Consider the following 26,532-nt stretch of genomic DNA (forward strand, 5'->3'; position numbering starts at 1 on the left):
AGGATGAGCCCTTCCCGAGACCCGGAGGTACGTCGTGCGTGTGCTCGTCGTCGACGACGAGGTGCGGCTCGCCCGCGCCCTGAAGGTCGGCCTGGAGGCCGAGGGGTTCGCGGTCGACGTGGCCCACGACGGCACCGACGGGCTCTGGTACGCCCGCGAGAACGACTACGACGCCATCCTGCTCGACCTCATGCTGCCCGGCATCAACGGCTACCGGGTCTGCGCGACGCTCCGGGCCGAGGAGAACTGGACCCCGGTCCTGATGCTCACCGCCAAGGACGGCGAGTGGGACCAGGTCGAGGGCCTCGACACCGGCGCCGACGACTACCTCACCAAGCCGTTCTCCTTCCCGGTGCTCCTGGCCCGGCTCCGCGCCGTGGCGCGACGCGGCGCCCGGGCGCGTCCCACCGTGCTGACCGCGGGCGATCTGCGCCTGGACCCGGCCGCCCGCCAGGCCTGGCGCGGCGACGTCGCGCTGGAGCTGACGACGCGGGAGCTGTCCCTGCTCGCCCACCTGATGCGCCACGTCGACGACGTGGTCTCGAAGCGCCAGATCCTCGACTCGGTCTGGGACGACGACTTCCTGGGCGAGGCCAACATCGTCGAGGTCTACGTGCGCCACCTGCGCAACAAGATCGATCGCCCCTTCGGTCGCGAGGCGATCCAGACCGTCCGTGGCGCCGGCTACCGGCTGGCGGGCAACGGTGGCTGACTCCCCCGCCCGCGGCCGGCTCTCGCGGGCCTCGGTGCGCGTGCGGACGACGGCCGCCGCCGTCGTGGTCGTGGCCCTGGCCCTCGTGGTGGGCGCGGTCGCGCTGGTCTGGCTGCTGCGCGCCTCGCTGACCGACGGCCTCGAGACCGGGGCCGAGCAGCGGGCCGACGCCCTCGCCGCGCAGGTGGAGGCGTCCGGGCCGCCCGGGGTCCTCGGCGAGGACCCCGACGACACCGAGGACCCCGACGACACCGAGGACCCCGAGGACCTCGCCGAGGACGTGCTGGAGCAGGTGGCGACCGACGACGGCGCGCTCGTCGTCGCCACGACGGGGCTCCCCCGCGGACTCCCCCTCGACGACGGCGGTGAGCGCGTCGCCGACCTGCCCGGACGCTGGGTGCTCGCCACCGGTGACGCCGAGGGGCCCGACGGCGCCGACTACGTGGTCACGGTGGCCGTGCCGGCCGAGGAGGTCGACGACTCCGTCGCGGCCCTGGTGCCCCTGCTGGCGCTCGGCCTGCCCGCGGTGCTGCTGGTGGTCGGGCTGACCACCTGGGTCGTCGTCGGCCGCGCCCTGGCCCCCGTGGAGCGGATCCGCGCGGAGGCCGAGGCCGTCGGCGGCGACGCCCTGCACCGCCGGGTCCCCGTCCCCCCCGCCCGCGACGAGGTCCACCGCCTGGCGGAGACCCTCAACCGCATGCTGGGCCGCCTCGAGGACTCCGCGACGCGACAGCGCCGGTTCGTGGCCGACGCGTCCCACGAGCTGCGCTCGCCCCTCGCGAGCCTGCGGCAGACCGCCGAGGTGGCCCGCGCCCACCCGGGAGCGATGGACGAGGGCGAGCTCGCCGACGCGACCCTCGAGGAGACCCTGCGCATGCAGCGGCTGGTCGAGTCCCTGCTCGTGCTGACCCGCGCCGACGCGGGCCGTCGTACGACGCGGGTCGAGGTGGACCTCGACGACCTCGCGCTCGCCGAGGCCTCCCGCCTGCGCCGGGCCGGTGCAGGTGGCTCCGGACCCGTCGTCGACGCCACCGGCGTGGTCCCGGTCCGGGTGCTCGGCGACCCCGTCGCGCTCGGGCAGGTCGTGCGCAACCTCGTCGACAACGCCGCCCGCCACGCGGTGGCCGAGGTGGTGCTGGAGACCGGCGAGGAGCCCGGCCACGCCGTCCTGCGGGTCACCGACGACGGCGCCGGCGTGCCGGTCGAGGACCGCGAGCGGGTCTTCGAGCGCTTCGTGCGCCTCGACGAGGCCCGCTCCCGCGACGCCGGCGGCAGCGGCCTGGGCCTCGCCATCGTGCAGGAGATCGTACGCGCCCACGGCGGGACCGTCCGGGTCCTGGAGGCCACCGGCGGCGGGGCCGCGCTCGAGGTGCGGCTCCCCCGCTGAACGCGTCTTCAGGTGGCTTCAGGTCCGCTTCAGCGGGTCCGGGCGAGCCTGGGGTCATCAGCTCGAGACCCCGACCCGGAAGGACCACCATGACCACCACCCGCACCTCCGCCCTCCGCACCGCCGTCCGCCGCAAGCGCGTGTGGATCCCCGCCGTCGCCACCGTCGCCGTGCTCGGCGTCGGCGGCGCCGGCCTCGCGGTCGCCGCCAACGCCGACGGCACCGGCCCGGTCACCGGTGACGAGCGCGACCGGGTCTCCCAGGCCGCCGTCGACGCCGTCGGCGGCGGCGAGGTGCTCGAGGCCGAGACCAGCGACGACCGCGGCGAGGCCTACGAGGTCGACGTGCTGGACGCCACCGGCGTCGAGTGGAGCATCGCCCTCGACGAGGACCTCGCCGTCGTCACCCGCGACCGCGAGGACGGCGACGACGGTGACGACGACCGGCTCGACGACGACCGGCTCGACGACGACCTGACCGGGACGCCGGACGCCGACGACGTCCCGGTCCTCGGCGCGGAGCGCGAGCGGGTCGAGGCGGCCGCGGTCGAGGCCGTCGGCAGCGGCGAGGCCACCTCCGTGGAGCGGTCCGACGACCGCGGCGAGGCCTTCGAGGTGGAGGTCGTGGCCCAGGACGGCACCGAGTGGGACCTCGCCCTCGCCGAGGACCTCGGCGTCGTCCAGCAGCAGCGGGACCCCCGCTGAGGCACCCCGCACGACGGGGCGGTCCCCGTGCGCGTCAGTCGACGCGCACGGGGATCAGCATCTCCGCCGCCGTCAGCGAGCCGTGCAGGCCCACCAGCCGGGTCTCGTAGGGGAACCGGTCGGTGTCGAAGACGCCGAAGTCGCCGCGGCACGCGACCAGCACGTCGCCCACCCGCGGCGCGACGGCGTCGGTGAGCTCACCGAACCACCCGCGGTCCACCGCGTCGGCCCGCGTCAGCACGAGGGCCTGCTCCCCCAGCTGCTCGCGCCACGTGTCGACCACGTCGCCGACGGCGCCGGGCCGGCAGTACAGGTGCCGCAGCCGGGCCTCGCCGCCGAGGAGCTCGAGGCCCTCGCGCAGCGCCGGCACCTGCGCCACGTCGATCCGGGCGTCGGCCGGGCAGTCGACCATCCCGTGGTCGGCGACGACCACGAGTCGCGAGGACCGCGGCAGGGCGCGGCGCAACCGGTCGGTCTCGGCGTCGATCGCGGCGAGCTGGTGGCGCCAGGCGTCGGAGTCCACGCCGTGGCGGTGGCCGACCCAGTCGAGGTCGCCGTCGTAGCAGTAGGTGACCGAGGGCGTGCGGCGGGCCGCGGCCGCGACGGCCGCGATCCGCTCGCCGGTCTTGTCGGCGCCGGCCCACTGCGCGCCCCGCTGGCCGGCGATCGTGAGCCCGGAGCGGCGGAACGCCCGCTGGTTGACGATCGTCGCGACCACGCCCGCCTCGCCCAGCCGCTCGAACGCCGTCGGGTGCGGCTGCCAGGTGAGGGGGTCGACGGAGTCGTCCCAGCGCAGCGCCTCGAGCAGGCGGCGGGTGTGCGGGATCCGGGAGGAGAACCCCACGACGCCGTGGGTGCCCGGCGGGAGCGCGGTCCCGAACGAGGTCAGGCTGGTCGCGGTCGTCGAGGGCACCCCGGCCCGTGCGCCCGCCCCGGCGCCCGTGGCGTCGGGCAGCGACGACAGGTACGGCGCCAGGTGGGCGTGGCGCTCCAGCAGCTCGGCGCCCAGACCGTCGACCAGCAGCACGACGTACGACGCGGCCTCGGGCAGGTCGAAGCCGGTCGGCGGCTCGCCCAGGACGTCGGGCTCCAGGCCCAGCGCCGCGGCGACGGCGGGGAGGACGTCGGCCAGGGACCGGTCGCCGTACCAGGGGTCGAGCAGGTCGCTCACTGCTGGTGGGTGGCGGCCGACAGCGACTCGGCGAAGGCGAGCAGCCGCGGCACGGCGTCGCCGCCGTCGGCGGCCGCCGAGACGCGCAGCGAGAAGTCGTCGGGGGCGATCACCCCGGTGTAGCCGTGGTCGGCGTCGCACTCCGGGTCCTCGCAGCCGGCGGGCTCGAGGTCGACCCGCCCGCCACCGCCCCAGCCGACGGTCACCACGGCCTCGGCGGGCGGCTTGGGCCCGGCGGTCGGGTCGGCGGTCATCCGGGTCACCACCACCGAGCGCACCGACGAGAGCCGGATCGCCTCGGTCGAGGTCGAGGTGTACGGCTCGGGCAGGAGGTCGTCGCCCTCGTGCTCGTCGGTGTGGCACAGGATCATCCGCGACGGGGTCAGGACGACCACGGTGATGTGGCGGCGCAGCTCGTTGGAGTCGAAGGTCGGCTCGTGGTGGACGTAGAACGACACCACGTCCTCGCCCGCCACGGCGGCGCGGACGCCGTCGGTCACGACGTCGGGGTAGTACCCGGTGCTCTCGATGGCCTGCCGGAGCTCGGAGGCGCGGTCCCCCGCGGTGCGGCTGCGCATGCGGGTGAGTCTGCCACGGACGCTCAGTCCTGGAGCGTGTCGCCCGGCATCGTCGACAGCCGGCGGGCGAACCAGTCCGACCGCGGGTCGGCGACCGGCGCGACGCGGGCGGTCGCGTTGAGCACCCGCGCGCCCTCCGAGCCGACCAGCACGAGGGGCAGGTCCAGCGCGCTGAGCTGCGGCAGGTCGTTCTGCAGGGCCGCGACCCGCCGCACCAGCCGCTCGATCTCCGCGACGTCGGTGGGCTCGGAGCCGCGGTAGCCGAACAGCAGCGGCGCCGCGCGCACCTCGCGCACCATCGTGGCGGCGTCGCGGCGGCTCAGCGGCGGGATCCGGTAGGACTTGTCGCCCAGCAGCTCCGTCAGCGGCCCGGAGATGCCGAACGACACCACCGGCCCGAACAGCGGGTCCTCGATGCTCGCGATCGCGACCGGCACCCCGGGGGGCGCGGTCTCCTGCACCACGAAGCCGGCCCCGGCGGGGTCGGTGACGAGGTGGTTGAGCGACATCCACGCCTCGCGCATCTCGTGGACCGAGCCGATGCCGCGACGCACGTGGGCCTGGTCGGGCCGCTGGCGCAGGTGCTCGGCGGTCGCCTTGAGGACGACGTCCCAGCCGAGCTCGGCCCCGGCGGCCAGGGCCGAGTCGAGGTCGGCCACCGGCCGCGTCCGGCTCAGCGTCACGCCGTACGCCGCCAGCAGGTCGGCGAGCTCCCCGCCGGCCAGCTCGCGGCCCTGCGGGTGGTCGATGAGGATCTGGTTGACGAGCCGCTTGGCGCGGCTGGGGTCGACGTCGGGCTCCTCGTGGACGTCGTCGGCCACGGGGTTGTCGCCGCCGCCGTTCTCGGCGTCCTCGGCCTGGGTGGCGGCCAGCCACTCGACGTAGCCGACGACCCGCGCCAGGGAGCGCACGGCGCTCTCGACCGCCGGGTAGGACGGCACCGAGCCGCGGCCGGCGGTGGCGCCCGCGACGTCGGGCACGCGCAGCAGCTCGGGCACGCCCTCGGCGCCGAGGAAGGAGGACACCAGCGGCTTGTCGGACTGCTCGCCGACCGCGGCGAGCACGTTGGCGACGTCCTCGCCGGACACGTTGAGCGGCGGCACGTAGAGGGCGACCACGGAGTCGACCTCCTCGTCGTCGATGGCCTCGTCGAGCGCGTCCTCGAAGTCCTCGGCGGTCGCGTCCGCGCCCAGCGAGAGACTGCGCGTGATCTGCAGCCCGACCCCGGCGGCCGCGTCGGTGGCGAGGAGGCTGAGCGCGTCGGAGTTGCCCACCACCGCGACCCGACCGCCCGCGGGCAGCGGCTGGTGGGCCAGCAGCTGGGCGACGTCGAACATCTCCTCCAGGGTGTCGACCTGGATGATCCCGGCCTGCCGGAACATCGCGTCGACCGCCTGGTCGGGGGCCGCGATGGCCCGCACGGCGTGGCCCATCGGGACACCCTGGGTGGTGCGGCCCGAGCGGACCGTGATCACCGGCTTGCGCCGCGAGACCCGCCGCGCGATGCGGGAGAACTTGCGCGGGTTGCCGATGGACTCCAGGTAGAGCAGGACGACCTCGGTGGAGTCGTCCTCCTGCCAGTACTGCAGCAGGTCGTTGCCGGACACGTCGGCGCGGTTGCCGGCGGAGACGAACGACGACAGCCCCAGCCCGCGGTTGTTGACCTTCTCGAGGATCGCGGTGCCGAGCGCGCCGGACTGGCAGAAGAAGCCGGCGCGCCCGCGCGGCGGCATCACGGTCGACAGCGAGGCGTTGAGCGACACCGCGGGGTCGGTGTTGATCAGGCCCAGGCAGTTGGGCCCGATCAGCCGCAGCCCGTAGGAGCGGGCCAGACCGACGAGGCGGCGCTGGCGCTGACGGCCCTCGTCGCCGACCTCGGCGAAGCCCGAGGAGATCACCACCAGGCCGTGCACGCCCTTGCCGGCGCAGTCGAGGACGACCTCCTCCACGCGGTCCGCCGGCACCGCGACGACGGCGACGTCCACGTCGTCGGTGATGTCGTTGACCGTCTTGTACGACGGCATCCCGGACACGGCGCCCGCGAGCGGGTTCACGGCGTACACGCGGCCGGTGAAGTCGCCGGTCACGAGGTTGCGCACCAGGGTCTGCCCGATGGTGTCCTGGCGCCGGCTGGCGCCGATGACCGCGACCGAGCGGGCCCGGAAGAACGCCTCGATCGACGCCGACTCCGCGCGGTGCTCGCGCTGCTCCATCACCCCGATCGCGGTCTCGGTCGGGTCGATGCCGAACTCCAGGCGCATCACGCCGTCCTCGTAGCCGCTGGCGACCTGGTAGCCCGCGTCCCGGAAGACCTGGACCATCCGCTGGTTGTCGGGCAGCACCTCGGCGCTGAAGCGGGTCAGACCGCGCTCGCGGCCCGCCTGGGCGAGGTGCTCGAGCAGCAGCTGCGCGACGCCGCGGCCCTGGTGGCGGTCCTCCACGAGGAACGCCACCTCGGCCTCGCCCGGCGAGACCACGTCGTAGCGGCCGACGGCCACCATCCGCTCGGCGATCAGCAGCACCAGCGCGACCCGGTCGTGGTGGTCGACCTGGGTGAACCGGCGCACGTCGCGCTCGGAGAGGTGCGGCATGGGCGTGAAGAAGCGGTAGTACTTCGACTCGTCGGAGACCCGGGCGTAGAACTCGACCAGCAGGTCCGCGTCCTCGGGCCGGATCGGGCGCAGGTGGGCGGTGCGCCCGTCCCGGAGCAGGACGTCGGCCTCCCAGTGGCGGGGCGCGGCCTCCGGGGCGGTCTCCTGCGTCTGCGGCTCGCTCACCCTGGCAACGTACCGGCCCGGCGTGGCCGGTGCCCGGCCGTCGGCGCGGGCGACCACAATGACCCCATGGCACGTCGCGGCACCCGTCAGCCCCCGCCCGAGGACTTCGAGGAGCACATCGTCGACATCGACGTCGGCGAGGAGATGCGCACCTCGTTCCTGGAGTACGCCTACTCGGTCATCTACTCGCGGGCGCTGCCCGACGCCCGCGACGGGCTGAAGCCCGTCCAGCGGCGCATCCTCTACACGATGACCGACATGGGGCTGCGCCCCGACCGCGGCCACGTCAAGAGCGCGCGTGTCGTCGGCGAGGTCATGGGCCGGCTCCACCCCCACGGCGACGGCGCGATCTACGACGCCCTCGTGCGCATGGCGCAGACCTGGTCGATGCGCCTGCCGATGGTCGACGGCCACGGCAACTTCGGGTCCCCCGACGACCCCCCGGCCGCGATGCGCTACACCGAGTGCCGGATGGCGCCGCCGGCGACGGCGATGACGGGGTCGATCGACGAGGAGACCGTCGACTTCCGGCCCAACTACGACTCGCGCGAGACGGAGCCGTCGGTCCTGCCGTCGGCGATCCCCAACCTGCTGGTCAACGGCGCGACGGGCATCGCGGTCGGCATGGCGACCAACATCCCGCCCCACAACCTCGTCGAGGTGGTGGCCGCGCTGCGCCACCTCGTCGACCACCCCGACGCCGACCTGGCCGCGCTGATGCGCTTCGTGCCCGGCCCCGACCTCCCCACGGGCGGCAAGATCATCGGTCTCGACGGCGTCGAGGACGCCTACGCCACCGGGCGCGGGTCGTTCAAGATGCGCGCCACGGCCCGCATCGAGCAGGTCACGCCGCGTCGCAAGGGCATCGTGGTCTCCGAGCTGCCGTACGGCGTGGGCACGGAGCGGGTCGTCGAGCGGATCAAGTCGCTGGTGCAGGCCAAGAAGCTGCAGGGCATCGCCGACCTCAAGGACCTCACCGACCGCGAGCACGGGCTGCGGCTGGTCATCGAGGTGAAGTCCGGCATCTCCCCCGAGGCCCTGCTCGAGCAGCTCTACCGGCAGACCCCGATGGAGGAGTCGTTCGGGGTCAACGCGGTGGCCCTCGTCGACGGTCAGCCGCGGACGCTGGGGCTCAAGGAGCTGCTCGAGGTCTACCTCGCCCACCGCTACGACGTGGTCCGCCGCCGCTCCACCTACCGACGCGGCAAGGCCGCCGACCGGCTGCACCTGGTCGAGGGCCGCCTGCTGGCGCTGCTCGACATCGACGAGGTCATCCAGGTGATCCGGGGCAGCGACGACACCGGGCAGGCCCGTGAGCGCCTGATGGGCGTCTTCGACCTCTCGACCATCCAGGCCGACGACATCCTCGCGATCCCCCTGCGCAGCCTCACCCGGTTCTCCCGCATCGAGCTGGAGGGCCAGCGCGACGAGCTCACCGCCGAGATCGCCGAGCTGGACGCCCTGCTCGCGGACGAGGCACGGCTGCGCGCGAAGGTGTCCTCGGAGCTCGCCGAGGTCGCCACGACGTACGGGACCCCGCGCCGCACGGTCCTGCTCGGCTCGGCCGGGCCGGCGCCGTCGGCCGCGGCCCCGCTCGAGGTGGCCGACGAGCCCTGCTGGGCGCTGCTGTCGGGTGACGGGCTGCTGGCCCGCACCGCCGGGCTGGACGGCGTCGGGGGCGGACCGGCCGACGGGTCGGGCGGCTCGACGGGCGCACGGAGCCGCCACGACGTGGTCGTCTCGGCGGTCGCGACGACGGCGCGCGGCCAGGTCGGCGTGCTGACCTCGGCCGGGCGCCTGCTGCGCCTCGACGTCGTGGACCTCTCGCAGCTCCCGGCCACCGCGGCGGAGCCCACGCTCCAGGGCTGCGTACCGCTGAAGGAGCTGCTGAGCCTCGGCCGCGACGAGCGCGCCCTGGCGCTGGCGCCGCTCGCCGCGGACGGTCCCGGGCTCGCGCTCGGCACCCGCCAGGGCGTGGTCAAGCGCGTGAACCCCGAGGTGCTGGGCCGCGACGAGTGGCCGCTGATCACCCTCAAGGACGACGACGAGGTCGTCGGCGCGGTCGCCCTCGACGACGGCAGCGAGGAGCTCTGCTTCGTCACCTCCGACGCGCAGCTGCTCCACTTCGCCGCCGACGCGGTGCGCCCGCAGGGCCGCAGCGGCGGCGGGATCGCCGGGGTCAAGCTCGCGGCGGGGGCCACGGTGCGGTTCTTCGGGACGCTCCCCGGGGGCTGGCAGGACCGTGAGGGCGACGTCGTCGTGACCGTCTCGGGCTCCGCCACCGCGCTGCCGGGCACGGAGGCCGGCGCGGCCAAGGTGACGCCGTTCGCCGAGTACCCGGCCAAGGGTCGCGCCACCGGCGGGGTGCGCTGCCACCGGTTCCTCAAGGGCGAGGACACGCTGCTGGCCGCGTGGGTCGGACCCGGTCCGGCCCGCGCCGCGGCCGACAGCGGCGTGCCGGTCGACCTGCCGCCCGCGGAGGGCCGCCGCGACGGCTCGGGGGTCCCGCTCCCCCAGCCCGTCGCGAGCCTCGCCGGGCCGCTCGCGGCCCGCGTCGCCACACGGGTTTCGCCACCCGGCCCTGTGGAAGGCTGACGGCATGCCGAGCTCCCCGCCCTCCACCGCCCCGCTCCGGGCGGGCCGCCCCCGCCGCGGCGCGCTCGCCCTCGCGGGCGCCGCCGTCCTGGTCCCGCTGCTGGGGGCCTGCAGCGGCGGGGGCGGTGGCGCCGCCGAGGAGGGCCAGACCCCCGAGGACGTGCTGACCGCGGCGAAGACCAACCTCGACGAGACCCCCGGCCTGAACCTCACGCTGTCCACCGGCGAGCTCCCCGAGGGTGTGCAGGGGGTCACCGGCGCCCAGGGCGTCGCGACCCGGCAGCCGGCCTTCGACGGCGACATCGGGGTCGTCGTGTCGGGCTTCGACGCCGAGGTCCCGGTGATCGCCGTCGACGACGTCGTCTACGCCCAGCTGCCCCTGACGTCGGGGTGGCAGGAGATCGAGCCCGAGGACTTCGGGGCCCCGGACCCGGCCACGCTGCTCGACACCGAGACCGGCTTCTCCTCGATCCTGCCGCTCACCGAGGACGTCGAGGAGGGCGAGTCGGTCCGCGGCGGGGAGGACAACAGCGAGGTCCTCACCGAGTACACGGGCACGGTCCCCGGCGAGGCCGTCACGTTCCTGATCCCCAGCACCGAGGGCGACGTGGACGCGGTCTACACCGTCGACGACGAGCAGCGCCTCCGTCGGGCCGAGCTCACCGGCGTCTTCTACCCCGACACCGAGGCGATCACCTACGTCGTCACCTTCGACGACTACGGCCTCGAGACCGAGGTCACGGCGCCGTGAGCCCCCGGCCGTGACCACCGCGCGGCCCGCGCCGGCCCGCGGCGCCAGGGCGCTCCTCGCCCTCGCGGCGGTTGCGGTCGCGTTCGCGGCCGCCGACACCTACGTCGTCGTCCTGGCGCTGCCGGACATGATGACCAGCGCCGGCGTCCCGGTCGACGAGCTGCAGCGGGCCGCCCCGATCGTGTCGGGCTTCCTGCTCGGCTACGTCGCGATGCTGCCGCTGATCGGCCGGATCGCGGACCTCCGCGGGCGGGTGCCCGTGCTGGTGGCCTCGCTGGTGGTCTTCGCGCTCGGCTCGCTGGTCACCGCGCTCGCCTACGACCTGCCGAGCATGGTCGCCGGTCGCTTCCTGCAGGGCGTCGGCGGCGGCGGTCTGGTGCCCGCGACGCTGGCGCTGGTCGCCGACCTCTACCCCGCCCACCGGCGCGGCGTGCCGCTCGGTCTGGTCTCCGCGGTCCAGGAGATCGGCAGCGTGCTGGGGCCCCTGCTCGGCGCCGTCGTGCTGGCCTTCGCGGACTGGCGGGCGATCTTCGCCCTCAACGTCGCCGTCGGCCTGCTGCTGGCGGCCGCGGTCCGACTGCTGTCCGCCCGGTCCGGCGAGCTCGCCGCACCTCCGCCGGCCCGGGGCCGGTTCGACGTGCCGGGTCTCGTCGCCGCGCTCGCCACCCTCGTCGCGGGCGCGCTCGTATTCCTGCGACCGCCTCCGCTGCTGCGCGACCTGTTCTGGGGCCAGCTGTGGATCCCCTACGCCGGGGACGGCCTGCGCTGGCTGACCCCGATCGGCGCGATCACCATGGCCCTCGCGCTCGCCACGGCCCTGCGCTGGACCTTCGCGCGTCGACCGCTCGTCGACCTGCGGGCGTGGGGCCGCAGCATGCTGGAGGCCGACCTGCCCGGCTCGCTGCTGCTGGCCGTGGCGCTGTCGGGGGTGATCCTCGCGTTCGCGACCGCCGACCCCGAGGTCCAGGTGTTCTCCGAGGGCGGTCCCTGGTACCTGGCCGGTGCCGCGGTGGCCCTCGTCGCCCTGGTGGTGCACCTGCGGCGCGCGGACTCCCCGCTGCTCCCGCGCGCGGCGCTGCGCGCACGTCCCGCGTGGGGCGCGATGGTCGTCAGCTTCCTCGTCGGCGCGGCGCTGATCGCGGCGCTGATCGACATCCCGCTGTTCGCCCGCACGACGGTCTACCCCGACTCCCAGCTCGACGCCGCCCTGGTCCTGGTCCGGTTCCTCGCCGCCCTGCCCGTCGGGGCGCTCGTCGGCGGCTGGCTGCTGCGCCGGGCTCCGGCCGGAGCGGTCGCGGCCGTCGGCATGGCGGCCGCGGCGGCCGGCTTCGTCTGGATGAGCACGTGGGGCCTGGAGAGCCTCGAGAGCTGGACGGCGACCGTGCCCCTGGTCCTGGGCGGCCTGGGCTTCGGGCTCGCCCTCGCCCCGGTGAGCGCGGCCGTGCTCGCGTCGACCGCCCCCGAGGTCCACGGCGTCGCGAGCGCCCTCACCGTCGTGGCGCGCATGGTCGGGATGCTGGTGGGCATCTCGGTCCTGACCACCCTCGGCCTGCGCCGCTACTACGCCGAGCAGGCGGACCTGCCGTCGATCGCCGAGGTCTGCGGTCCCGGTGGCGGGTGCGCGGCGTACACGCGGCTGCTGCGGGAGGCCGGCATCGCCCAGGAGCAGACCGTCTTCCTCGGCGCGGCGGCCTGCGCGCTGCTGGCCGCGGTCCTCGCCGTGGTGCTCCTGCGGGGCGCCGCCACCCGCGACGTCTCGACCGCCGAGGCGCTGCGGGCCGGCACCTGAGCGGTGCCCTACCCTGCCGCCATGGGTGACTTCGACGACCTGCTGGCGGCCAACGAGGAGTTCGCCGCCGACTTCGACCTCGGTGGCTTCGACGGCATCGCGCGCGCCGGTGTCGCCCTCGTGACCTGCATGGACTCGCGCATCGAGCCCCTCGGGATGATCGGCCTGACCCCCGGCGACGCGAAGATCTTCCGCAACCCGGGCGGCCGCGTGACCCCGCAGGCCCTGGAGGCGCTCGTCCTCGGCGTGCACCTGCTCAACGTCGACCGCGTGCTCGTGGTGCCCCACACCCGCTGCGCCGTCGCGAGCTCGAGCGAGGACGAGCTGCGGCGCCGCGTCGGCGAGTCCGCCGGCCAGGACGCCTCGTGGCAGTCCTTCGGCGTCGTCGAGGACCAGGAGGCCACGCTGCGCGCCGACGTCGCCGCCGTGCGCTCCCACCCGCTCGTCCCCGACTCCGTCAAGGTCGGCGGCTTCCTGTACGACGTCGACTCCGGCCGGCTGCGCCAGGTCGTCTGAGACCCCGGCCACGGCCAGCGGCACCGCCGGTGCTGTGGATCAGAAGTCGAGGTCGTCCTCGGTCAGCTGGCCACCGGCGCCGACGATGAACTGCTTGCGCGGGGCGACGTCGGAGCCCATGAGCAGCGAGAAGACGTCCTTCGCGGCCTCCGCGTCGTCGATGGTGATCCGTCGCAGCGTGCGCTGGCGGGGGTCCATCGTCGTCTCGGCCAGCTGGTCGGCGTCCATCTCGCCGAGGCCCTTGTAGCGCTGGACCGGGTCCTTCCACCGCAGGTTCTTCTTCTGCAGCTCCGCGAGCTTCCGCTGCAGCTCGCCGTCGGAGTAGGTGTAGACCACCTTGTCCATCCCCTTGCGGGGGTTGGTGAGCTCGATGCGGTGCAGCGGGGGCACGGCGGTGTAGACGCGGCCGTCGCGGATCAGGTCGGGCATGTAGGTGAAGAACAGCGTCGCGAGCAGGCAGCGGATGTGGGCGCCGTCGGAGTCCGCGTCGGCCATGAAGATGATCCGGCCGTAGCGGCGGGCCTCGAGCTCGAAGGTGCGACCCGAGCCGGCGCCGACCACCTGGATGATCGAGGCGCACTCGACGTTCTTCAGCACGTCGGCGATGGTCGCCTTCTGGACGTTCAGGATCTTGCCGCGGATCGGCAGCAGCGCCTGGAACTCCGAGTCCCGGGCGAGCTTGGCGGTGCCGAGCGCCGAGTCGCCCTCGACGATGAACAGCTCGCTGCGGTCGTTGTCGGAGGAGCGGCAGTCGGCCAGCTTGGAGGGCATCGCGGACGACTCCAGCGCGCTCTTGCGGCGCTGGGTCTCGCGGTGGGTGCGGGCCGCGATCCGGGTCCGCGAGGCGTTCGCGACCTTCTCCAGCACCGTCTTGACCTGGGCCTTCTCGCCGCGCGGCGGCGAGGTCAGGTAGCTCTTGAGCTCGGTCGCGACGACGCCGCGCACGATCCGGCGGGCGTCCGGCGTGCCGAGCACCTCCTTGGTCTGGCCCTCGAACTGCGGCTCGGCCAGCCGGACGGTGACGACCGCCGTGAGGCCCTCCAGGACGTCGTCCTTCACGACGTCGGCCTCCGCGGTCTTGAGGGTCTTCGAGGTGCGCAGCGCCTCGTTGAAGGTCTTGGTCAGCGCGCTCTCGAAGCCGCCGACGTGGGTGCCGCCCTTGGGAGTGGCGATGACGTTGACGAAGGAGCGGAGCTCGGTCTCGTAGCCCGTGCCCCACCGCAGCGCGACGTCGACCTCGAGGTCGCGCTCGACCTCGGTGGAGGTCATCTGACCGGCCTCGTCGAGCAGCGGCACCGTCTCGGTGAACTTCTCGTGCCCCTGGAGCCGGAGCACCTCGGTGACCGGCTCGTCCGCGGCGAGGAACTCGCAGAACTCGGAGATCCCGCCGTCGTGGCGGAAGCTCTCGGTGCGGGGCTCGTCGCCGCGGAGGTCGCTGATGACGAGCTCGAGGCCAGGGACGATGAACGACGTCTGCCGGGCGCGGGTGACCAGCTCGTCGTACTTGAACGTGGCGTCGGCGGTGAAGACCTGCCGGTCGGGCCAGAAGCGGATGCGCGTGCCGGTGACGCCCTTGCGGGCGCGGGCGCCCTTGCGGGTCAGCCCGGACTCGGGCACGAACGGCGCCGAGGGGCCCTCGCCGTCGAAGACGCCGGGGGCGCCGCGGCGGAACGACATGCCGCGCACGGCGGGCGAGCGCTCCACGTCGACGTCGAGGCGCGTGGACAGGGCGTTGACGACGGAGGCGCCGACGCCGTGGAGGCCGCCGGAGGCGTTGTAGGAGCCGCCGCCGAACTTGCCGCCGGCGTGGAGCTTGGTGAAGATCACCTCGACGCCGGGCAGGCCGGTGCGGGGCTCGGTGTCGACGGGGATCCCCCGGCCGTCGTCGTGCACCTCCGCGGAGCCGTCACGGTGCAGCGTCACCTCGATGCGGGTCGCGACGCCCGCCAGGGCCTCGTCGACGCCGTTGTCGATGATCTCCCACAGGCAGTGCATGAGGCCCCGGGTGTCGGTGGAGCCGATGTACATGCCCGGCCGCTTGCGGACCGCCTCCAGGCCCTCGAGGACCAGGAGGTGCGCGGCGTTGTAGGTCTTGTCGGTGATGGTGCTGCTCCTGCGTCGGTGGAGGTCGCGGGGTGGGGGTCGTGCGCCGCGGTCCGGGGCGGGACCGCGGCACGAATCTACCGAGCCCCGCCGACGGCGACGTGAGCGACACGGGCGTGGGTACCGGGGGTGTCCGCACGGCGGGCCGACCGCACGGTCGTGTCCCGGACGTGATGAACTCGATACGTCGAGAAGTGGCGTTCTCCGGGGAATCTTTCAGGCCCACCGCTACTTTGGACTACGTACCGACGAGAGAAGAGAGGCCGATCGTGACAACTGCCGTTGCCCCCGGCTCCGCCCTGACGGCGAGCGACCGCTGCGACCGCTGCGGTGCGCAGGCCTACCTCCGTGTCGAGCTCGTCAGCGGTGGTGAGCTGCTCTTCTGCGCCCACCACGCGCGCGAGCACGGCGAGAAGCTCAAGGAGGTCGCCGCCTCGGTGACCGACGAGACCCACAAGCTCGAGCCCTCCCCCGCCGGCGAGGCGAACGGCTGAGGCTCGACCCCGACTCCACGACGGCCCCGGACCCCACGGTCCGGGGCCGTCGTCGTCCTCGGACCCGTGCCCGGGGCCGTCCCGACGTCGCCGGGCCTGCCAGGCTGGGGCCATGACGTGGGTGGAGGTCCTGGTCGCGGTGGCGATCCTGGTCGGCATCGCGGGCACGGTGGTGCCCGTCGTCCCGGGGTCCCTGCTGGTGGCCGGTGCGGTCGTCGTGTGGGCCGTCGCGGTGGCCGAGCCGGTCGGGTGGGCGGTGCTGGTCGCGGTGCTGGCGATCCTGGGCCTCGGCACCGTCCTGCAGTACCTGCTGCCCGGCCGACGGCTGCAGGCCGCGGGGGTGCCGAACACCACCCTGTGGGTCGGTGCGGCGGTCGCGGTCGTCGGGTTCTTCGTGGTCCCGGTGGTCGGGTTGTTCCTCGGCTTCGTGGCCGGGGTGTACGGCGCGGAGGTCCGCCGCCTGGGCCGTCAGCGCGCGTGGGGGTCCACGACCCACGCCCTGCGCGCCGTCGGCCTGAGCATCCTCATCGAGCTGCTGGCCTGCCTCCTCGCGGCCGGGGCCTGGGTCGCGGGGGTCGTCGCGACCTGATCAGGCGGGCCCGGCGAGAGCCAGGGCGTAGTCGCCGTCGGTCCACCACCGCTGCACGACCAGGCCCGCGGCGGCCAGCTCCGCCTCGAGGCCGGGCCGGCGGAACTTGGCCGAGGACTCCACCCGCAGCTCCTCGCCTGCGGCGAAGTGCACCTCGAGGTCGAGGGCCGCGAAGCGCACCACCTGGTCGACGGTCGAGACCAGGAGCATGTCGACGCGCTCGCGCTCGGCGTCCCAGCGCGCCCGGTAGGTGAACGCGTCCGGGTCGGCGTCACCGCCCAGCTCGCGGTCCAGGACGGTGAGCACGTTGAGCTCGAAGGCGGCCGTCACGCCCGCCGCGTCGTCGTACGCCGCGAGCAGCCGGTCGACGTCCTTGACCAGGTCGACACCGAGCAGCAGGGAGTCCCCGGGGCCCGTGGTCGCGGCGAGGTCGGCGAGCAGGGCCGCGCGCGCGGGCGGCTCGAGGTTGCCCAGCGTGGAGCCGAGGAACGCGACCAGGCGGGCGGGGTGGCGCGGCAGGAGGCGCAGGTGCCGCTCGAAGTCCCCCACGACCGGAGCGACCTCGAGGTCGGGCAGCTCCGTGGCCAGCGCGGCCGCGGCGTCCGCGAGCACGGCCGGGTCGACGTCGAAGGGGACGAACCGCTCGAGGGTCCCGCCCCGCGTCAGCGCGTCGAGGAGCAGGCGCGTCTTCTCCGAGGTGCCGCTGCCGAGCTCGACGAGGGTGCGTGCGCCGGAGGCGTCGGCGGCCTCGTCGGCGTGCGCCGCGAGCAGGGCGCGCTCGGCGTCGGTCGGGTAGTACTCGGGCTGACGGGTGATCTCGTCGAACAGCTCGCTGCCGCGCGCGTCGTAGAGGTACTTGGGCGCCAGCCGCTTGGGGCTCGCCCCCAGGCCGGCGCGGACGTCGTCGGCGAGCTGGGTGGCCAGGCTGGTCGGGTCCAGGTGGACGACCGGGGGCAGGGCGGGCACGGGCTTCCTCTCGGGAGGCGGGGGCAGGTCGGCGGGCAGGTCGGTGGGCAGGTCGGTGGGCAGGTCGGTGGGCAGGTCGGTGGGCAGGTCGGTGGGCAGGTCGGTGGGCAGGTCGGTGGGCAGGTCGGGATGGCCGGTCCGGGGAGGCGGGTCCGGGCGGAGGGTCAGAGGGCCGTGACGGTGACGGTGTCGCGGGTGGCCACGAGGAGGTGTCGGTCGGGCACGTCGACCCAGCGGGGGTCGTCGTCCCAGGGCTCGCTGGCGACCGCCACGCCGTCCTCGGTGGCGAGGTAGCTCGCCGGGTCGCCCCAGGTCACGGCGAGGACCCGCTCCGAGTCACCCAGCAGCAGGCTCAAACGCGCGTCGGGGTCGGCGGCCGCGACCTCGGCGACGGTGTCCGTCAGCCGGTCGACGCCGCGGGCCAGCACGTGGGCGGCGAGCACCGCGGAGTCGCAGCGGGACTCCGCGGCCGCGGCGGCGCTCGCGGGCAGCACGTCGCGGTCGACGCGGCCGTTGTGGGACAGCAGCCACCGGCCGTCGGTGAACGGGGCGGCGGCGGTCTCGTCGGGCGGCATGCCGGGCGTCGCGGAGCGCACGGCGGCCACGACGGAGCGGCTGCGCAGCACGGGGGCGACCGACGCGAACGACGCCTCGCCCCACAGGGGTCGCGCGGAGCGCCAGCGCACCGGGGCGCCGTCCTCCGCGTCGGGGTGGTGCAGGCCCACGCCCCAGCCGTCGGCGTTCATCAGCCCGTGGGACTGCCGGCGGGGGGCGTAGGACTGCGTGAGCAGGCCGTGGGGCGGGTCGAGGACCAGCGACGCGACGCTGCGGCGCTCACCGAGCCAGGCGAGGTGTCGGCACACGCTCAGACGTCCCAGGCCAGGCGCAGGCCGGAGAAGATCTGCCGGCGGACCGGGTGGTCCCAGTTGCGGAACGACGGTCGCAGCGAGGGGGCGCCGACGGCCCACGAGCCGCCGCGGAGCACCTTGTAGTCGCCGCCGAAGAACGGGGCCGAGTAGTCGGCGTACAGCATCGGGGCGAAGCCGGGCCAGGGGGTGATGTCGGAGGTGGTCCACTCCCACACGTCGCCGATCGTCTGCTCCACGCCGTACGCCGAGGCGCCGGCGGGGTAGGCGCCCACCGGGGCCGGGCGCAGGGCGTCGCCGCCCAGGTTGGCGTGCGCCGACGTCGGCGCGGCGGCGCCCCAGGGCCAGCGGCGGCGGGCCCCGTGCCCGCCGCGGCCGTCGGGTGCCTCGGGGTCCCAGGCGCAGGCCTTCTCCCACTCCACCTCGGTGGGCAGCCGTGCGCCGGCCCACGCGGCGTACGCCTCGGCCTCGAAGAAGCACACGTGCTGCACGGGCTCGTCGGGCGGGACCTCCTCGACGATCCCGAACCGGCGGCGCGAGCCGTCGGCGGACCAGAACAGCGGACGCTCCAGCCCGGCCTCGACACGGTGCGCCCAGCCGCGCTCCGACCAGTGGTGGGGGTCGTCGTAGCCGCCGGCCTCGACGAAGCGCTGCCACTCCGCGTTGGTCACGGGCACCCGGCCGATGCGGAACGCCGCGACGTCCACGGTGTGCGCGGGCCGCTCGTTGTCGAGCGACCACGGCTCGTCGGCGCCGTCCACCCCGAGGGTGAAGGGCCCGGCGGGCACCAGGACGGCGTCGTCGGGCGGCAGGGCCCGGCCCGGCGGCAGCGGGGCGCCGGCACCCAGCAGCGGCTCACCGACGCGCAGCTGGTGGGTGGCGGTCATCGTCTCGACGTGCTGCTGCTCGTGCTGGGCGACCATCGCGAACGCGAAGAGCTCGCGGCCGTCGGTGACGGCGGTCGCGTCGAGACCCTCGAGGACCTGGCCGCGGACGTCGCCGAGGTAGCGCCGGGCCTCGGGGGCGCCGAGCAGGGGCAGCGAGACGCGGGTGGCGCGGGGGTGCTCGAAGGCGTCGTAGAGCCGCTCGACGTCGGCGGAGAGCCGGCCCTGGGCGCGGGAGTCGCCGCCGCGGAGCAGCCAGAGGTCCTCCTGCTGGCCGATGTGGGCGAGGTCCCAGACCAGCGGGCTCATCAGGGGGCTGTGCTGGGCGGTGAGCTCGGCGGTGTCGAGGTCGGTGAGCCGCTCGGTGCGGTCTCGGGCGTCGAGCAGGCCGCGCGCGGCCTCCTCGTGCAGCGGGGTGCGGTCAGCCACGGGCTTCCTCCTCGAGCAGGCCGAGGGGTCCGCGGGGGCCCTCGGCGCGGCGGCGGACGTCGTCGGCGGGGGTGCGCCCGTCGGCGACGAGGGCGGCGAGGTCCTCGACCTCGGCGCGCAGCGGCTCCGGGCAGTGCCGGGCCGCGGCGTCGGTGCACGCGCGGGCCGCGCGGGCGACCTCGGGGTCGGCGAGACCGTCGCGGGCGGCGGCCACCCAGGCGTCGGCCACGGGGGCGGCCGCCTCCGCGGCCACCCGGGCGGCGGCGGGGTCGTCGAGCAGGGTGGCGGTCAGCGCCGCCAGCGCGGGCCACCACCGGTCGGGGGCGGCGTCGAGGCATCGCACCTCGACGTACCCGCGGGGCCGCACCGGCGGGAACAGGGTGGTGAGGTGGTAGTCGAGGTCGGCGCGGGTGGGGGGCCGGCCCAGGAGCCCGCCGTCGGGTCCGGCGCGCAGCCAGGACACGAACGGCACCCGCTCGGTGACCGGGACCGCGGTCTCCGGGGCGCCGCCCGCGGCCGGGCGACGCAGCAGCATCACCGGGGCGCCGATCGCGTAGAACGCCCAGGCGGCCCGCGGCTCCCCCGCCGACAGCGGTGCGCAGCGGCCCTGGTCGATGCCCTGCCAGATGCCCTGGCGCATCGAGTGCCAGCCGGAGCGCCGTCCGGCCAGGTACGGCGAGGTCGACGACACCGCGACCAGGACGGGCACGAGGCTCCGCGCCAGCTCCAGCCGGTCGTCCCAGGCCTCCGCCGGACCGGCGTCGAGGTTGACCTGCAGGGCCGCGGTCCCCGCCATCATCGACCGGCCCGCGCCGGCACAGCCGAGGGCGTCGAAGTGGGCCTCCATGGCGTCGTAGCGGGGCCCGGGGTTGACGCGGGCGACCGGGCGGGCGGGGTCGGTGCCGAGCGCCGCGACGCCGTAGCCGTCCGCGGCGAGCGCGGCGCGCAGGACCGCCAGGTCGGCCCGCAGCGCGCCCACCGCGGGGACGACCCCGTCGCCGGGCGGCCCGGAGAGCTCGACCTGGCCACCGGGCTCGAGGGTGACCCGGCTGTCCCCCGGCATCGCGGGCAGGTCGCGGGTCACCGCCAGCACCTCGTCCCAGCCGGGGCGACGTCCGGGCTCGGCGAGGTCGACGAGGTGCAGCTCGAGCTCCAGGCCGACCCGGCCCGTGCCCTCGCCGCCGAGGGCGGTGGCCATGACGTGGTCGCGGGCCACCGCGACCGGGTCGCCGGCGGCGGCGAGCGGCTCGTCGGGGTCGAGGTCGGCGGCCGGCGAGAGCCTGCCGGCGGACGAGCCGACGGGCGACGTGACGGAGGACGCGACGGATGACGTGGCGGAGGACGAGGCGGATGACGTGGCGGTCGGTGCGATCGGGATCGCCCCCTTCAGGTCCGGACCGGCCCCCGAGTGGGCCGCGGGTCTTACGGGGGCGGCGCGTGCTGCCGTCCTCGTCGTGCTCCTCCCACCTAAGCCGATCCGTGGCCGGAACCCAAGGGGCCACCCGGATCGCGGTGAGATCACCTCCCGCGCGCCCCCGCAGGCGATTCGGACAAAGCGGAGGAACCGCTGAGGGAGCGCGGAAGCCTTGCGGGTGCGTGGGTGACGCCGGGGGTCGGGTCGTTCCTAGCCTGGACGCACGCCCCCAGGAAGGTCCCCCTCATGCGCTCCGTTGCCCGCCCGGTCATCCGCACCGCCGTCGTCCTGCTGCTCGGCATCGTCACCGCCCTCGGGCTGTCCGTGACCGCCGCGACCTCGGCCTCCGCCGCCGGTGCCGACGACCCGGCCCGCGAGGGCGGGCAGGTGTGGGGCTTCATCGACACCCCGCGGACGGTCGAGGCCGGCTGGGACGGCGCGCTCGTGGCCGCCTGGCGCAACGCGAGCGAGGACACGCGGTCCTACCGGGTCACCCTCGACGGTGCCGGCCTGGCCGGTGGCGCGACCTACGCCTGGAGCCGGACCCTGACCCTCGAGCCGGGCGGCTCGTTCCGTGAGGAGCTCGTGGTGCCCGCCCTAACCGCGGCCGGCCGCTACACCGCCCGCCTCACGTTCGCCGGCGTGGACGTCGTCACCCCGGCGGTCGTCACGGTGGGCCCGGCCGCGGACACCGCCGGGGTGCGCGTCCTCGACCTGCGCCGCAGCGCCGCCGGGATCCACCTGGAGTCGGCCCGTCGTACGGTGGCGGCGACCTTCGGGGTCTCCCGCGACGCCCGCGTCTCGGCGAGCGTCACCGACGCCCGCGGCCGCAGCGTGCTGGTCCGCAGCCTGGGTCAGCGCGCCGCGGGCAGCACCCACCGCTGGGCCTGGGACGGCCGTGGCGCCACCGGCCGGACGGTGGTCGAGGGCACCTACACGCTGCGCATCACCGCCGTCGCCGACGGGCAGCGCTCCTCGGCCGCCGTGCGGGTCCGCGTCACGCGCTGAGCCCTCGCCTCGGCCCCACCCGCGACCCCACCGCGCGGCTCCTTCCCCGGCGCGGGTCGGGCGGCTTTACTTTGCGCAGCGCCCCGGCACCTCGCCGGGCGCCGACGCGAGGGGATCAGCCATGCCGCCAGTCCGGGTCCTGCAGGCGGCGGTCCTCACCGGCACCGTGCTCGCCACCGTCGTCTCCGGGGCGGTAACGGGGGCCGCGTCCGCCGCACCGTCGGCCACCACGGAGCCCGCCGGGGCGGTGGGGGCGGCGGACCCGAACGCCGGGTTCATGGACCCGCCCGACGTGGTGCCGGTCGGCTGGGACGGGCTGCTGACGTACGGCTGGCTCAACTACGACGTGACCCAGCGCTTCACCGTCGAGGTCACGGGGCCGGGCTACGAGCTGCGGCAGCGGATCCGGATCCCGGAGGGCACGTCGGTACGGCGGCGCGTGCGCGTCGGTCCGCTGACCGCGCCGGGCGACCACCGGGCCGTGTTCCGCGACCGGTCGGGCGGCACGGTCTTCGCCCACGACTTCGTCGTCGCGGCTCCGGTCGACCTGCGGGTGGGCCCACCCAGCGCGGCCACGTTCTGGCCCGTCGTCCGCGACGGGCAGCGCGACACGACCACCGTGCCGTTCACGCTCGACCGCCCCGCGCAGGTCACGGGCCGGGTGCTGGACGCCGCCGGGCGGACCGTGCGGGAGGTGGACCTCGGGCTCCGCGAGGCCGGGGTCGAGCACCGCTGGGTGTGGGACGGCCGGACCCGGGACGCCGGTCCCGAGCGCGGTCGCTACGTCCTGAGCCTCGTCGCGGGTGCGGACGCCCTGGCCTCGGAGCGCGGTGTCGAGGTGCGCGTGGCGTCCTACCGGGTGCCGGTGCGGCGCACGGTCGCGCGCCCGGGCATCGGCGCCGTGGGCCGCGCACCGGGCGGGTGCCGGCTCAGACCCGCGGGCGGCGGCGCCCTGGACGTCGACTGCTCGGGCGCACCCCAGGGGGTGCAGGGCGCGCGGCTGACGTGGCGCTTCTCCCCCGGCACGCGAGCCGGGGCGATCCACCCGGACCTCGTCGGCGCCGGCGTCGCGGCGGGTCCGCGGCCGGGCGTCTCGCTGTCGCGACGGCGCGTCGGGGACGCCGTGCTGGTGACGCTGCGGGTCCGGGCGGGCACGGCGTACACGGTCGAGCGGGTGACCTGCTCCTACCGCGTCCGCCTGCAGCGCTGATCGAACACATGTTCTACTCTGGCCGGTGTGGGACGACCGGCCGGACACCGCGACGCGGTGGACCCGCGACCCTGCTGGGTCCACTGGGACCACCGCGGGTCGACCGGCCCGGGCCGACCGCCGATGCCGGCGATCCTGCTGGAGTGGCGGCGCGTCGAGACCACCCGGGGGGCGCACTGGGAGGGGCTGGTGGCGTACGCGCGCGGCGGCGGGGAGCACCCCTGGGCGCTCGAGCTGCGGTGGGTGCGCGCGTCGTACCTGCGCCCGGGGCGGTGAGCGCCCCGACGACCGGGCCCACCGACGACGACGCCCCGCCCGGCGGTGCCGGGCGGGGCGTCGGGGTGTCGTACGTGGCGCGTCAGTCGAGGTAGTCGCGCGCTACGGAAGGCTGAGCGCTGTGCGTGACCTGCATAAACGCAGGTCGGGCCGGAGCGCTGTGGGTTGCAATATCCCCGACTGAGAAGTCGGCCCCACAGCGATGTAGGAGCACCGCTTTGGGGCCTTGGCACTAGCCCCCAAGGAGGGCCAGCACCATGACCACACTCTGCACCACCCCAGCCCAACGCACCCGGAGCAAGCGTCTCGCCGTCTGGTGGGCGCTGCACACCGAGTGGCTCGAGTGGCCGTTCACCACCAAGCGCGAGCTCCGCCGTCGTGCCCACGCGGCAATGGAGCTTGGGTTCCAGGCCGGCGTCGACCGCAGCGTCGAGGCTGCGCAGAAGGTGGGCAAGCGATGAGCGAGCCCGAGAAGGTCCCCTGCTTCCGCTTCCCCTGCGACACCGCGCACACCAGGGGCAAGCACACGCTCCGCGACGGCGAGGTGTGCCACGAGGTCCACTGGGGCAGCGAGTCCATGCCCGCCAGTGAGGGCGACGACCGCGGTTTCGTCACGGCGTGGACGGTCCGCTCCATCGCCTGGGAGGACGGCCCGTGGCACCCCTACATTTACGTGCGCAACGAGCGCCGCACGATGACCGACCCGACCGACGCCGCCCGCCTCGCCGACGCCATCCACACCGCGAACCGCCACGCCCTGGAGTCCAACCTGCGGGAGAAGTCGGGCGAGCTGGAGGATGCCGAAGCCCTCGCGCGCGACCAGGCCGACGAGCTCACCCAGCTCGAGAAGCTGCTGGAGGTCGACGCATGACCACCACGGCCGTCCGCATCTGGTGCCCCGACTGGTGCATCGTCTCTGAGCAGGACCACCTCGAGAACCTCGACGGCTGGGGCGGCCTCGCGATCCACCACAGCGAGGAAGCCGACGACTGGTCACTCACGGCCATCAACCTGCCCGACGGAACCCCGCAGCCCGAGCACCCCCTTCACGCCCCCGTGATGCTCATGGACCTCGACGCCGTGATCCACCCCGACGACGCCGAACGCCTCGCCCACCAGCTCCTCGCACTGGTCGCACGCGCACGAGACACGCAGGAGGAGCGACGATGACCGACGAACACCAGACCAGCGACAACCTCGACCAGCAGCTCCGTCGACTGCAGAGCGACCGGGAAGCCGCCGAGCAGAATGAACTCGCCGTGGCCCGCGAGGCCGTCCGCCTCGCCATCGCATCCAACTGCGGCTATGAGCGACCCGAACTCGAGGCGCTGCACCTCGGGTGGCAGGCCCTTAATCGAGAGGCCGTTGCCGTCGCCGAGGAGGCGGACGAGGCGTGGGACGCGTGGGCAGTGCGTCAGAAGGAGCGGACCGAGCCGGCATGAACGCCTACCTGCTCCCCCTGCGAGCCCCACCATCAGCCCGCCCCACACCAGGGGCGGGCTTGCTGCACGTCCGCACCCCACCCAGAGGCACCATGACCGACAAGCCCACCGAAGGCACCGAGGCCACCGCCGAGATCGTCGAGGTCTCCCCCGCCCTCGCCGAGACCTGGCTGAGCCGGAATCCGAACAACCGGAACCTGCGACGGCCCGTGGTCGACGGCTACGCCCGCGACATGGAAGCCGGTCGATGGCGCCTCAACGGCGAGACCCTGAAGTTCTCCGCCGACGGCCAGCTCTACGACGGCCAGCACCGCCTCAACGCCATCGTGCAGGCCGGTGCGACGGTCCCGATGGTCATCGTGCGCGGCCTTACCCCCGACGTGATGCCCACCGTCGATGCCGGCGCCAAGCGCACCTACTCCGACGCCCTCAAGCTCACCGGCGAGGAGAACACCGCCACCCTCGCCGCGGTATGCCGACGAGCCGTGATGTGGGAGCGCGGCATGCGCACCAACACCGGCGCCATCCGACCCACCCCCCTCGAGATGGACGACTGGCTCACCCGACACCCCGAGATCCGCAACAGCGCAGACCTCGCCAACCGCCTGGCATCCAGGGAGCGTCTACCCGCGTCTGTGATCGGGCTCTGCCACTGGCTGTCAGCGAACTCGACGGCGACGCAGCGACGACCTTCTTCCTGCGCGTCGCAGACGGCGACGGCCTCGCCGCCACCGACCCCATCGCCGTCCTCCGCAACCGCGTCACCCGGCTACGACTGTCCGGCGGACGCATCAACGAGACCGAGGGCCTCGCACCGACCATCCGCGCATGGAACGCCCACCGCGACGGCGAGACCCGCACCAAGCTACAGATGCCGCGGGGTGGGCTCACGAACGAAAACCTCCCAGTGCCGCGGTGAGGATGGGCGGAACGCTAGCTAGTCGAACTCAAGGAGACAGAGAAAGGGATGCGCTGCTCGTCGGAGCCCGCGGATACGACAATTTGGTATCGACCCTCGGCAGCAAATTCGACAGTGCGAAGCGGTATGACGATTGGAACGTATGAGGCTTCGTCGCTAAACGACTGCCGCTTGGCTTCATTCTCGTCCGTCGGGGCGAGGGTTCCCTCAGCTCGCAACAAATCTTCTTCGGAATCTATCGGGGTCACTCGAACGACCAGACGAAATTCGGCGCCTAAGCGCACGTCCGTCAACTCCAGTTCGGCCAGGATCGCCACTACGGCCTCAAAGCGAGCTGGGAGTTCCGAAGCGGACAACTTGTACAAACCCGCCCCAAGAACGTTGAGGAGGTTGTCGCGTACCGTCGCGGCGTCGGCAAGGGTTGCTACCGCAAGCCTCATCTAGTGGTCTCTCGGCCAGCGGGGGTATAGGCCCAGATCGCATCGGGCGAAGCCGACACAGAAGTCTTGGGCATGACCGCAACGTCCGCCGCAGTAGTGGTCCACATCCGGAACTCCAACTCTGAACCTGCCGCGTTGGCCGTGCCAAGGAGAGAGGTCAAGACGCTTTGAACAACTCGGAACCTGGACCAATCGACACGAAGACGCATGATCCCGGCCTGGAAGTCGACGCTCTCCACAACAGCGGGGGCCTCGCCCGCCGTGCCGTCGTCGTCGGGCTGGACAGCGATCACGATGTCACCGGGGTAGACGGCTGGCGCACCCTCGAACGGCACGACCGAGAGTGCCGGGTCGCGGCGCGACACCGAGTTCGGGTCGACGGTCACGCGCGCCGGGGATGGCGGCGTCGTCATCTTCAACCGAGCCATGCTCATGCAGGCAGCTTCTCTCTCTCTTCTTGCGAGAACACGGACGCTAGTAGTTCAACGTCTTCCTCCACCAGATCCGTTCCC

The 26,532-nt window shown here is 74.4% G+C and carries 27 protein-coding genes; 17 read left to right on the forward strand and 10 right to left on the reverse strand.

What is annotated here, in order from left to right; genetic code table 11:
• Nucleotides 1-34 precede the first annotated feature (34 nt).
• The 3 genes from ABD158_RS05335 to ABD158_RS05345 all read left to right on the forward strand — a co-directional run bounded on the left by ABD158_RS05335 (nucleotide 35) and on the right by ABD158_RS05345 (nucleotide 2,803).
• Nucleotides 35-712 (forward strand): response regulator transcription factor, encoded by a 678-nt coding sequence (locus ABD158_RS05335; RefSeq protein ID WP_344004729.1) that lies wholly within the window; start codon nucleotides 35-37, stop codon nucleotides 710-712.
• Nucleotides 705-2,099 (forward strand): sensor histidine kinase, encoded by a 1,395-nt coding sequence (locus ABD158_RS05340; protein WP_344004732.1) that lies wholly within the window; start codon nucleotides 705-707, stop codon nucleotides 2,097-2,099. Before ABD158_RS05335 ends, ABD158_RS05340 begins: the two co-directional genes overlap by 8 nt.
• 89 nt (nucleotides 2,100-2,188) lie before the next feature.
• Nucleotides 2,189-2,803: a PepSY domain-containing protein gene (locus ABD158_RS05345; protein WP_344004734.1), complete on the forward strand. Its 615-nt coding sequence runs from the start codon at nucleotides 2,189-2,191 to the stop codon at nucleotides 2,801-2,803.
• A 34-nt stretch (nucleotides 2,804-2,837) separates the two neighbouring features.
• Here the strand turns inward: ABD158_RS05345 and ABD158_RS05350 are convergent, their stop codons facing one another.
• From ABD158_RS05350 to ABD158_RS05360, 3 genes are read right to left on the reverse strand one after another with little or no spacing between them, the layout of a single operon-like run.
• The gene (locus ABD158_RS05350) at nucleotides 2,838-3,974 is read right to left on the reverse strand and encodes an alkaline phosphatase family protein (RefSeq protein WP_344004736.1); all 1,137 of its coding nucleotides are present in this window, start codon (nucleotides 3,972-3,974) and stop codon (nucleotides 2,838-2,840) included.
• Nucleotides 3,971-4,552 carry a DUF5998 family protein gene (locus ABD158_RS05355; RefSeq protein WP_344004738.1) on the reverse strand — a complete coding sequence of 194 codons (582 nt, stop codon included), beginning with the start codon at nucleotides 4,550-4,552 and terminating at the stop codon, nucleotides 3,971-3,973. The genes ABD158_RS05350 and ABD158_RS05355 overlap by 4 nt, the downstream gene beginning before the upstream one ends.
• A gap of 23 nt (nucleotides 4,553-4,575) precedes the next feature.
• A complete protein-coding gene (locus ABD158_RS05360; RefSeq protein WP_344004740.1) occupies nucleotides 4,576-7,329 on the reverse strand; it encodes a bifunctional acetate--CoA ligase family protein/GNAT family N-acetyltransferase in 2,754 nt (917 codons plus the stop codon).
• 66 nt (nucleotides 7,330-7,395) lie between these two features.
• On the opposite strand from ABD158_RS05360, the gene ABD158_RS05365 reads away from it, so the two are divergent.
• The 4 genes from ABD158_RS05365 to ABD158_RS05380 are packed head-to-tail and all read left to right on the forward strand — an operon-like array spanning nucleotide 7,396 to nucleotide 12,980.
• Nucleotides 7,396-9,924 carry a DNA gyrase/topoisomerase IV subunit A gene (locus ABD158_RS05365; RefSeq protein ID WP_344004743.1) on the forward strand — a complete coding sequence of 843 codons (2,529 nt, stop codon included), beginning with the start codon at nucleotides 7,396-7,398 and terminating at the stop codon, nucleotides 9,922-9,924.
• Nucleotides 9,925-9,928: 4 nt separating this feature from the next.
• Entirely contained in the window at nucleotides 9,929-10,675 is a 747-nt protein-coding gene (locus ABD158_RS05370; protein WP_344004746.1) for an LppX_LprAFG lipoprotein, read from the forward strand.
• A gap of 10 nt (nucleotides 10,676-10,685) precedes the next feature.
• Nucleotides 10,686-12,464, forward strand: coding sequence for an MFS transporter (locus ABD158_RS05375; RefSeq protein ID WP_344004749.1), 1,779 nt, complete (start codon nucleotides 10,686-10,688; stop codon nucleotides 12,462-12,464).
• Nucleotides 12,465-12,485: 21 nt separating this feature from the next.
• A complete protein-coding gene (locus ABD158_RS05380) occupies nucleotides 12,486-12,980 on the forward strand; it encodes a beta-class carbonic anhydrase (protein ID WP_344004751.1) in 495 nt (164 codons plus the stop codon).
• Nucleotides 12,981-13,019: 39 nt separating this feature from the next.
• Here ABD158_RS05380 and ABD158_RS05385 read toward each other — a convergent pair whose 3' ends face one another.
• Nucleotides 13,020-15,083: a DNA gyrase/topoisomerase IV subunit B gene (locus ABD158_RS05385; protein ID WP_344005309.1), complete on the reverse strand. Its 2,064-nt coding sequence runs from the start codon at nucleotides 15,081-15,083 to the stop codon at nucleotides 13,020-13,022.
• Between the two features lie 269 nt (nucleotides 15,084-15,352).
• Between ABD158_RS05385 and ABD158_RS05390 the strand changes: the two genes are divergently transcribed.
• Nucleotides 15,353-15,577: a DUF7455 domain-containing protein gene (locus ABD158_RS05390; protein WP_425573145.1), complete on the forward strand. Its 225-nt coding sequence runs from the start codon at nucleotides 15,353-15,355 to the stop codon at nucleotides 15,575-15,577.
• A 112-nt stretch (nucleotides 15,578-15,689) separates the two neighbouring features.
• Nucleotides 15,690-16,166, forward strand: a complete 477-nt coding sequence (locus ABD158_RS05395) for a DUF456 domain-containing protein (RefSeq protein WP_344004754.1) — start codon at nucleotides 15,690-15,692, stop codon at nucleotides 16,164-16,166.
• Here the strand turns inward: ABD158_RS05395 and egtD are convergent, their stop codons facing one another.
• From egtD to egtA, 4 genes are all read right to left on the reverse strand, one after another.
• A complete protein-coding gene (egtD, locus tag ABD158_RS05400) occupies nucleotides 16,167-17,132 on the reverse strand; it encodes an L-histidine N(alpha)-methyltransferase (RefSeq protein WP_344004757.1) in 966 nt (321 codons plus the stop codon). It abuts the gene before it with no gap.
• Nucleotides 17,133-17,296: 164 nt separating this feature from the next.
• The gene (gene egtC / locus ABD158_RS05405; protein WP_344004759.1) at nucleotides 17,297-17,995 is read right to left on the reverse strand and encodes an ergothioneine biosynthesis protein EgtC; all 699 of its coding nucleotides are present in this window, start codon (nucleotides 17,993-17,995) and stop codon (nucleotides 17,297-17,299) included.
• A gap of 2 nt (nucleotides 17,996-17,997) precedes the next feature.
• Nucleotides 17,998-19,311, reverse strand: a complete 1,314-nt coding sequence (gene egtB, locus ABD158_RS05410) for an ergothioneine biosynthesis protein EgtB (RefSeq protein ID WP_344004762.1) — start codon at nucleotides 19,309-19,311, stop codon at nucleotides 17,998-18,000.
• Nucleotides 19,304-20,527, reverse strand: coding sequence for an ergothioneine biosynthesis glutamate--cysteine ligase EgtA (gene egtA / locus ABD158_RS05415; protein WP_344004764.1), 1,224 nt, complete (start codon nucleotides 20,525-20,527; stop codon nucleotides 19,304-19,306). Before egtA ends, egtB begins: the two co-directional genes overlap by 8 nt.
• A gap of 444 nt (nucleotides 20,528-20,971) precedes the next feature.
• Here egtA and ABD158_RS05420 point away from each other — a divergent pair, with 444 nt between their 5' ends.
• The 8 genes from ABD158_RS05420 to ABD158_RS05455 all read left to right on the forward strand — a co-directional run bounded on the left by ABD158_RS05420 (nucleotide 20,972) and on the right by ABD158_RS05455 (nucleotide 25,602).
• Entirely contained in the window at nucleotides 20,972-21,733 is a 762-nt protein-coding gene (locus tag ABD158_RS05420) for a FlgD immunoglobulin-like domain containing protein (protein ID WP_344004766.1), read from the forward strand.
• Nucleotides 21,734-21,854: 121 nt separating this feature from the next.
• Nucleotides 21,855-22,943, forward strand: coding sequence for a FlgD immunoglobulin-like domain containing protein (locus ABD158_RS05425; RefSeq protein WP_344004769.1), 1,089 nt, complete (start codon nucleotides 21,855-21,857; stop codon nucleotides 22,941-22,943).
• Between the two features lie 27 nt (nucleotides 22,944-22,970).
• Nucleotides 22,971-23,219, forward strand: coding sequence for a hypothetical protein (locus tag ABD158_RS05430; RefSeq protein ID WP_344004772.1), 249 nt, complete (start codon nucleotides 22,971-22,973; stop codon nucleotides 23,217-23,219).
• A gap of 257 nt (nucleotides 23,220-23,476) precedes the next feature.
• Nucleotides 23,477-23,680, forward strand: a complete 204-nt coding sequence (locus tag ABD158_RS05435; RefSeq protein ID WP_344004775.1) for a hypothetical protein — start codon at nucleotides 23,477-23,479, stop codon at nucleotides 23,678-23,680.
• On the forward strand, nucleotides 23,677-24,090 hold the full coding sequence (locus ABD158_RS05440) for a hypothetical protein (RefSeq protein ID WP_344004778.1): 414 nt from the start codon (nucleotides 23,677-23,679) through the stop codon (nucleotides 24,088-24,090). The genes ABD158_RS05435 and ABD158_RS05440 overlap by 4 nt, the downstream gene beginning before the upstream one ends.
• Nucleotides 24,087-24,389, forward strand: coding sequence for a hypothetical protein (locus tag ABD158_RS05445; RefSeq protein WP_344004781.1), 303 nt, complete (start codon nucleotides 24,087-24,089; stop codon nucleotides 24,387-24,389). The genes ABD158_RS05440 and ABD158_RS05445 overlap by 4 nt, the downstream gene beginning before the upstream one ends.
• On the forward strand, nucleotides 24,386-24,661 hold the full coding sequence (locus tag ABD158_RS05450) for a hypothetical protein (RefSeq protein ID WP_344004784.1): 276 nt from the start codon (nucleotides 24,386-24,388) through the stop codon (nucleotides 24,659-24,661). The genes ABD158_RS05445 and ABD158_RS05450 overlap by 4 nt, the downstream gene beginning before the upstream one ends.
• A 92-nt stretch (nucleotides 24,662-24,753) precedes the next feature.
• Nucleotides 24,754-25,602, forward strand: coding sequence for a hypothetical protein (locus ABD158_RS05455; protein WP_344004786.1), 849 nt, complete (start codon nucleotides 24,754-24,756; stop codon nucleotides 25,600-25,602).
• On the opposite strand, the gene ABD158_RS19255 is transcribed toward ABD158_RS05455, so the two are convergent.
• Together ABD158_RS19255 and ABD158_RS05460 are read right to left on the reverse strand one after the other, a co-directional pair.
• Entirely contained in the window at nucleotides 25,595-26,020 is a 426-nt protein-coding gene (locus ABD158_RS19255; protein ID WP_425573146.1) for a DUF6941 family protein, read from the reverse strand. The two genes, ABD158_RS05455 and ABD158_RS19255, sit on opposite strands and share 8 nt — an antisense overlap.
• Complete coding sequence (locus ABD158_RS05460; protein ID WP_344004789.1) at nucleotides 26,017-26,454, reverse strand: hypothetical protein; 438 nt, start codon at nucleotides 26,452-26,454, stop codon at nucleotides 26,017-26,019. The genes ABD158_RS19255 and ABD158_RS05460 overlap by 4 nt, the downstream gene beginning before the upstream one ends.
• Nucleotides 26,455-26,532 lie beyond the last annotated feature (78 nt).

The organism is Nocardioides lentus, from assembly GCF_039529515.1.
In the GTDB taxonomy this organism is placed as follows: domain Bacteria; phylum Actinomycetota; class Actinomycetes; order Propionibacteriales; family Nocardioidaceae; genus Nocardioides; species Nocardioides lentus.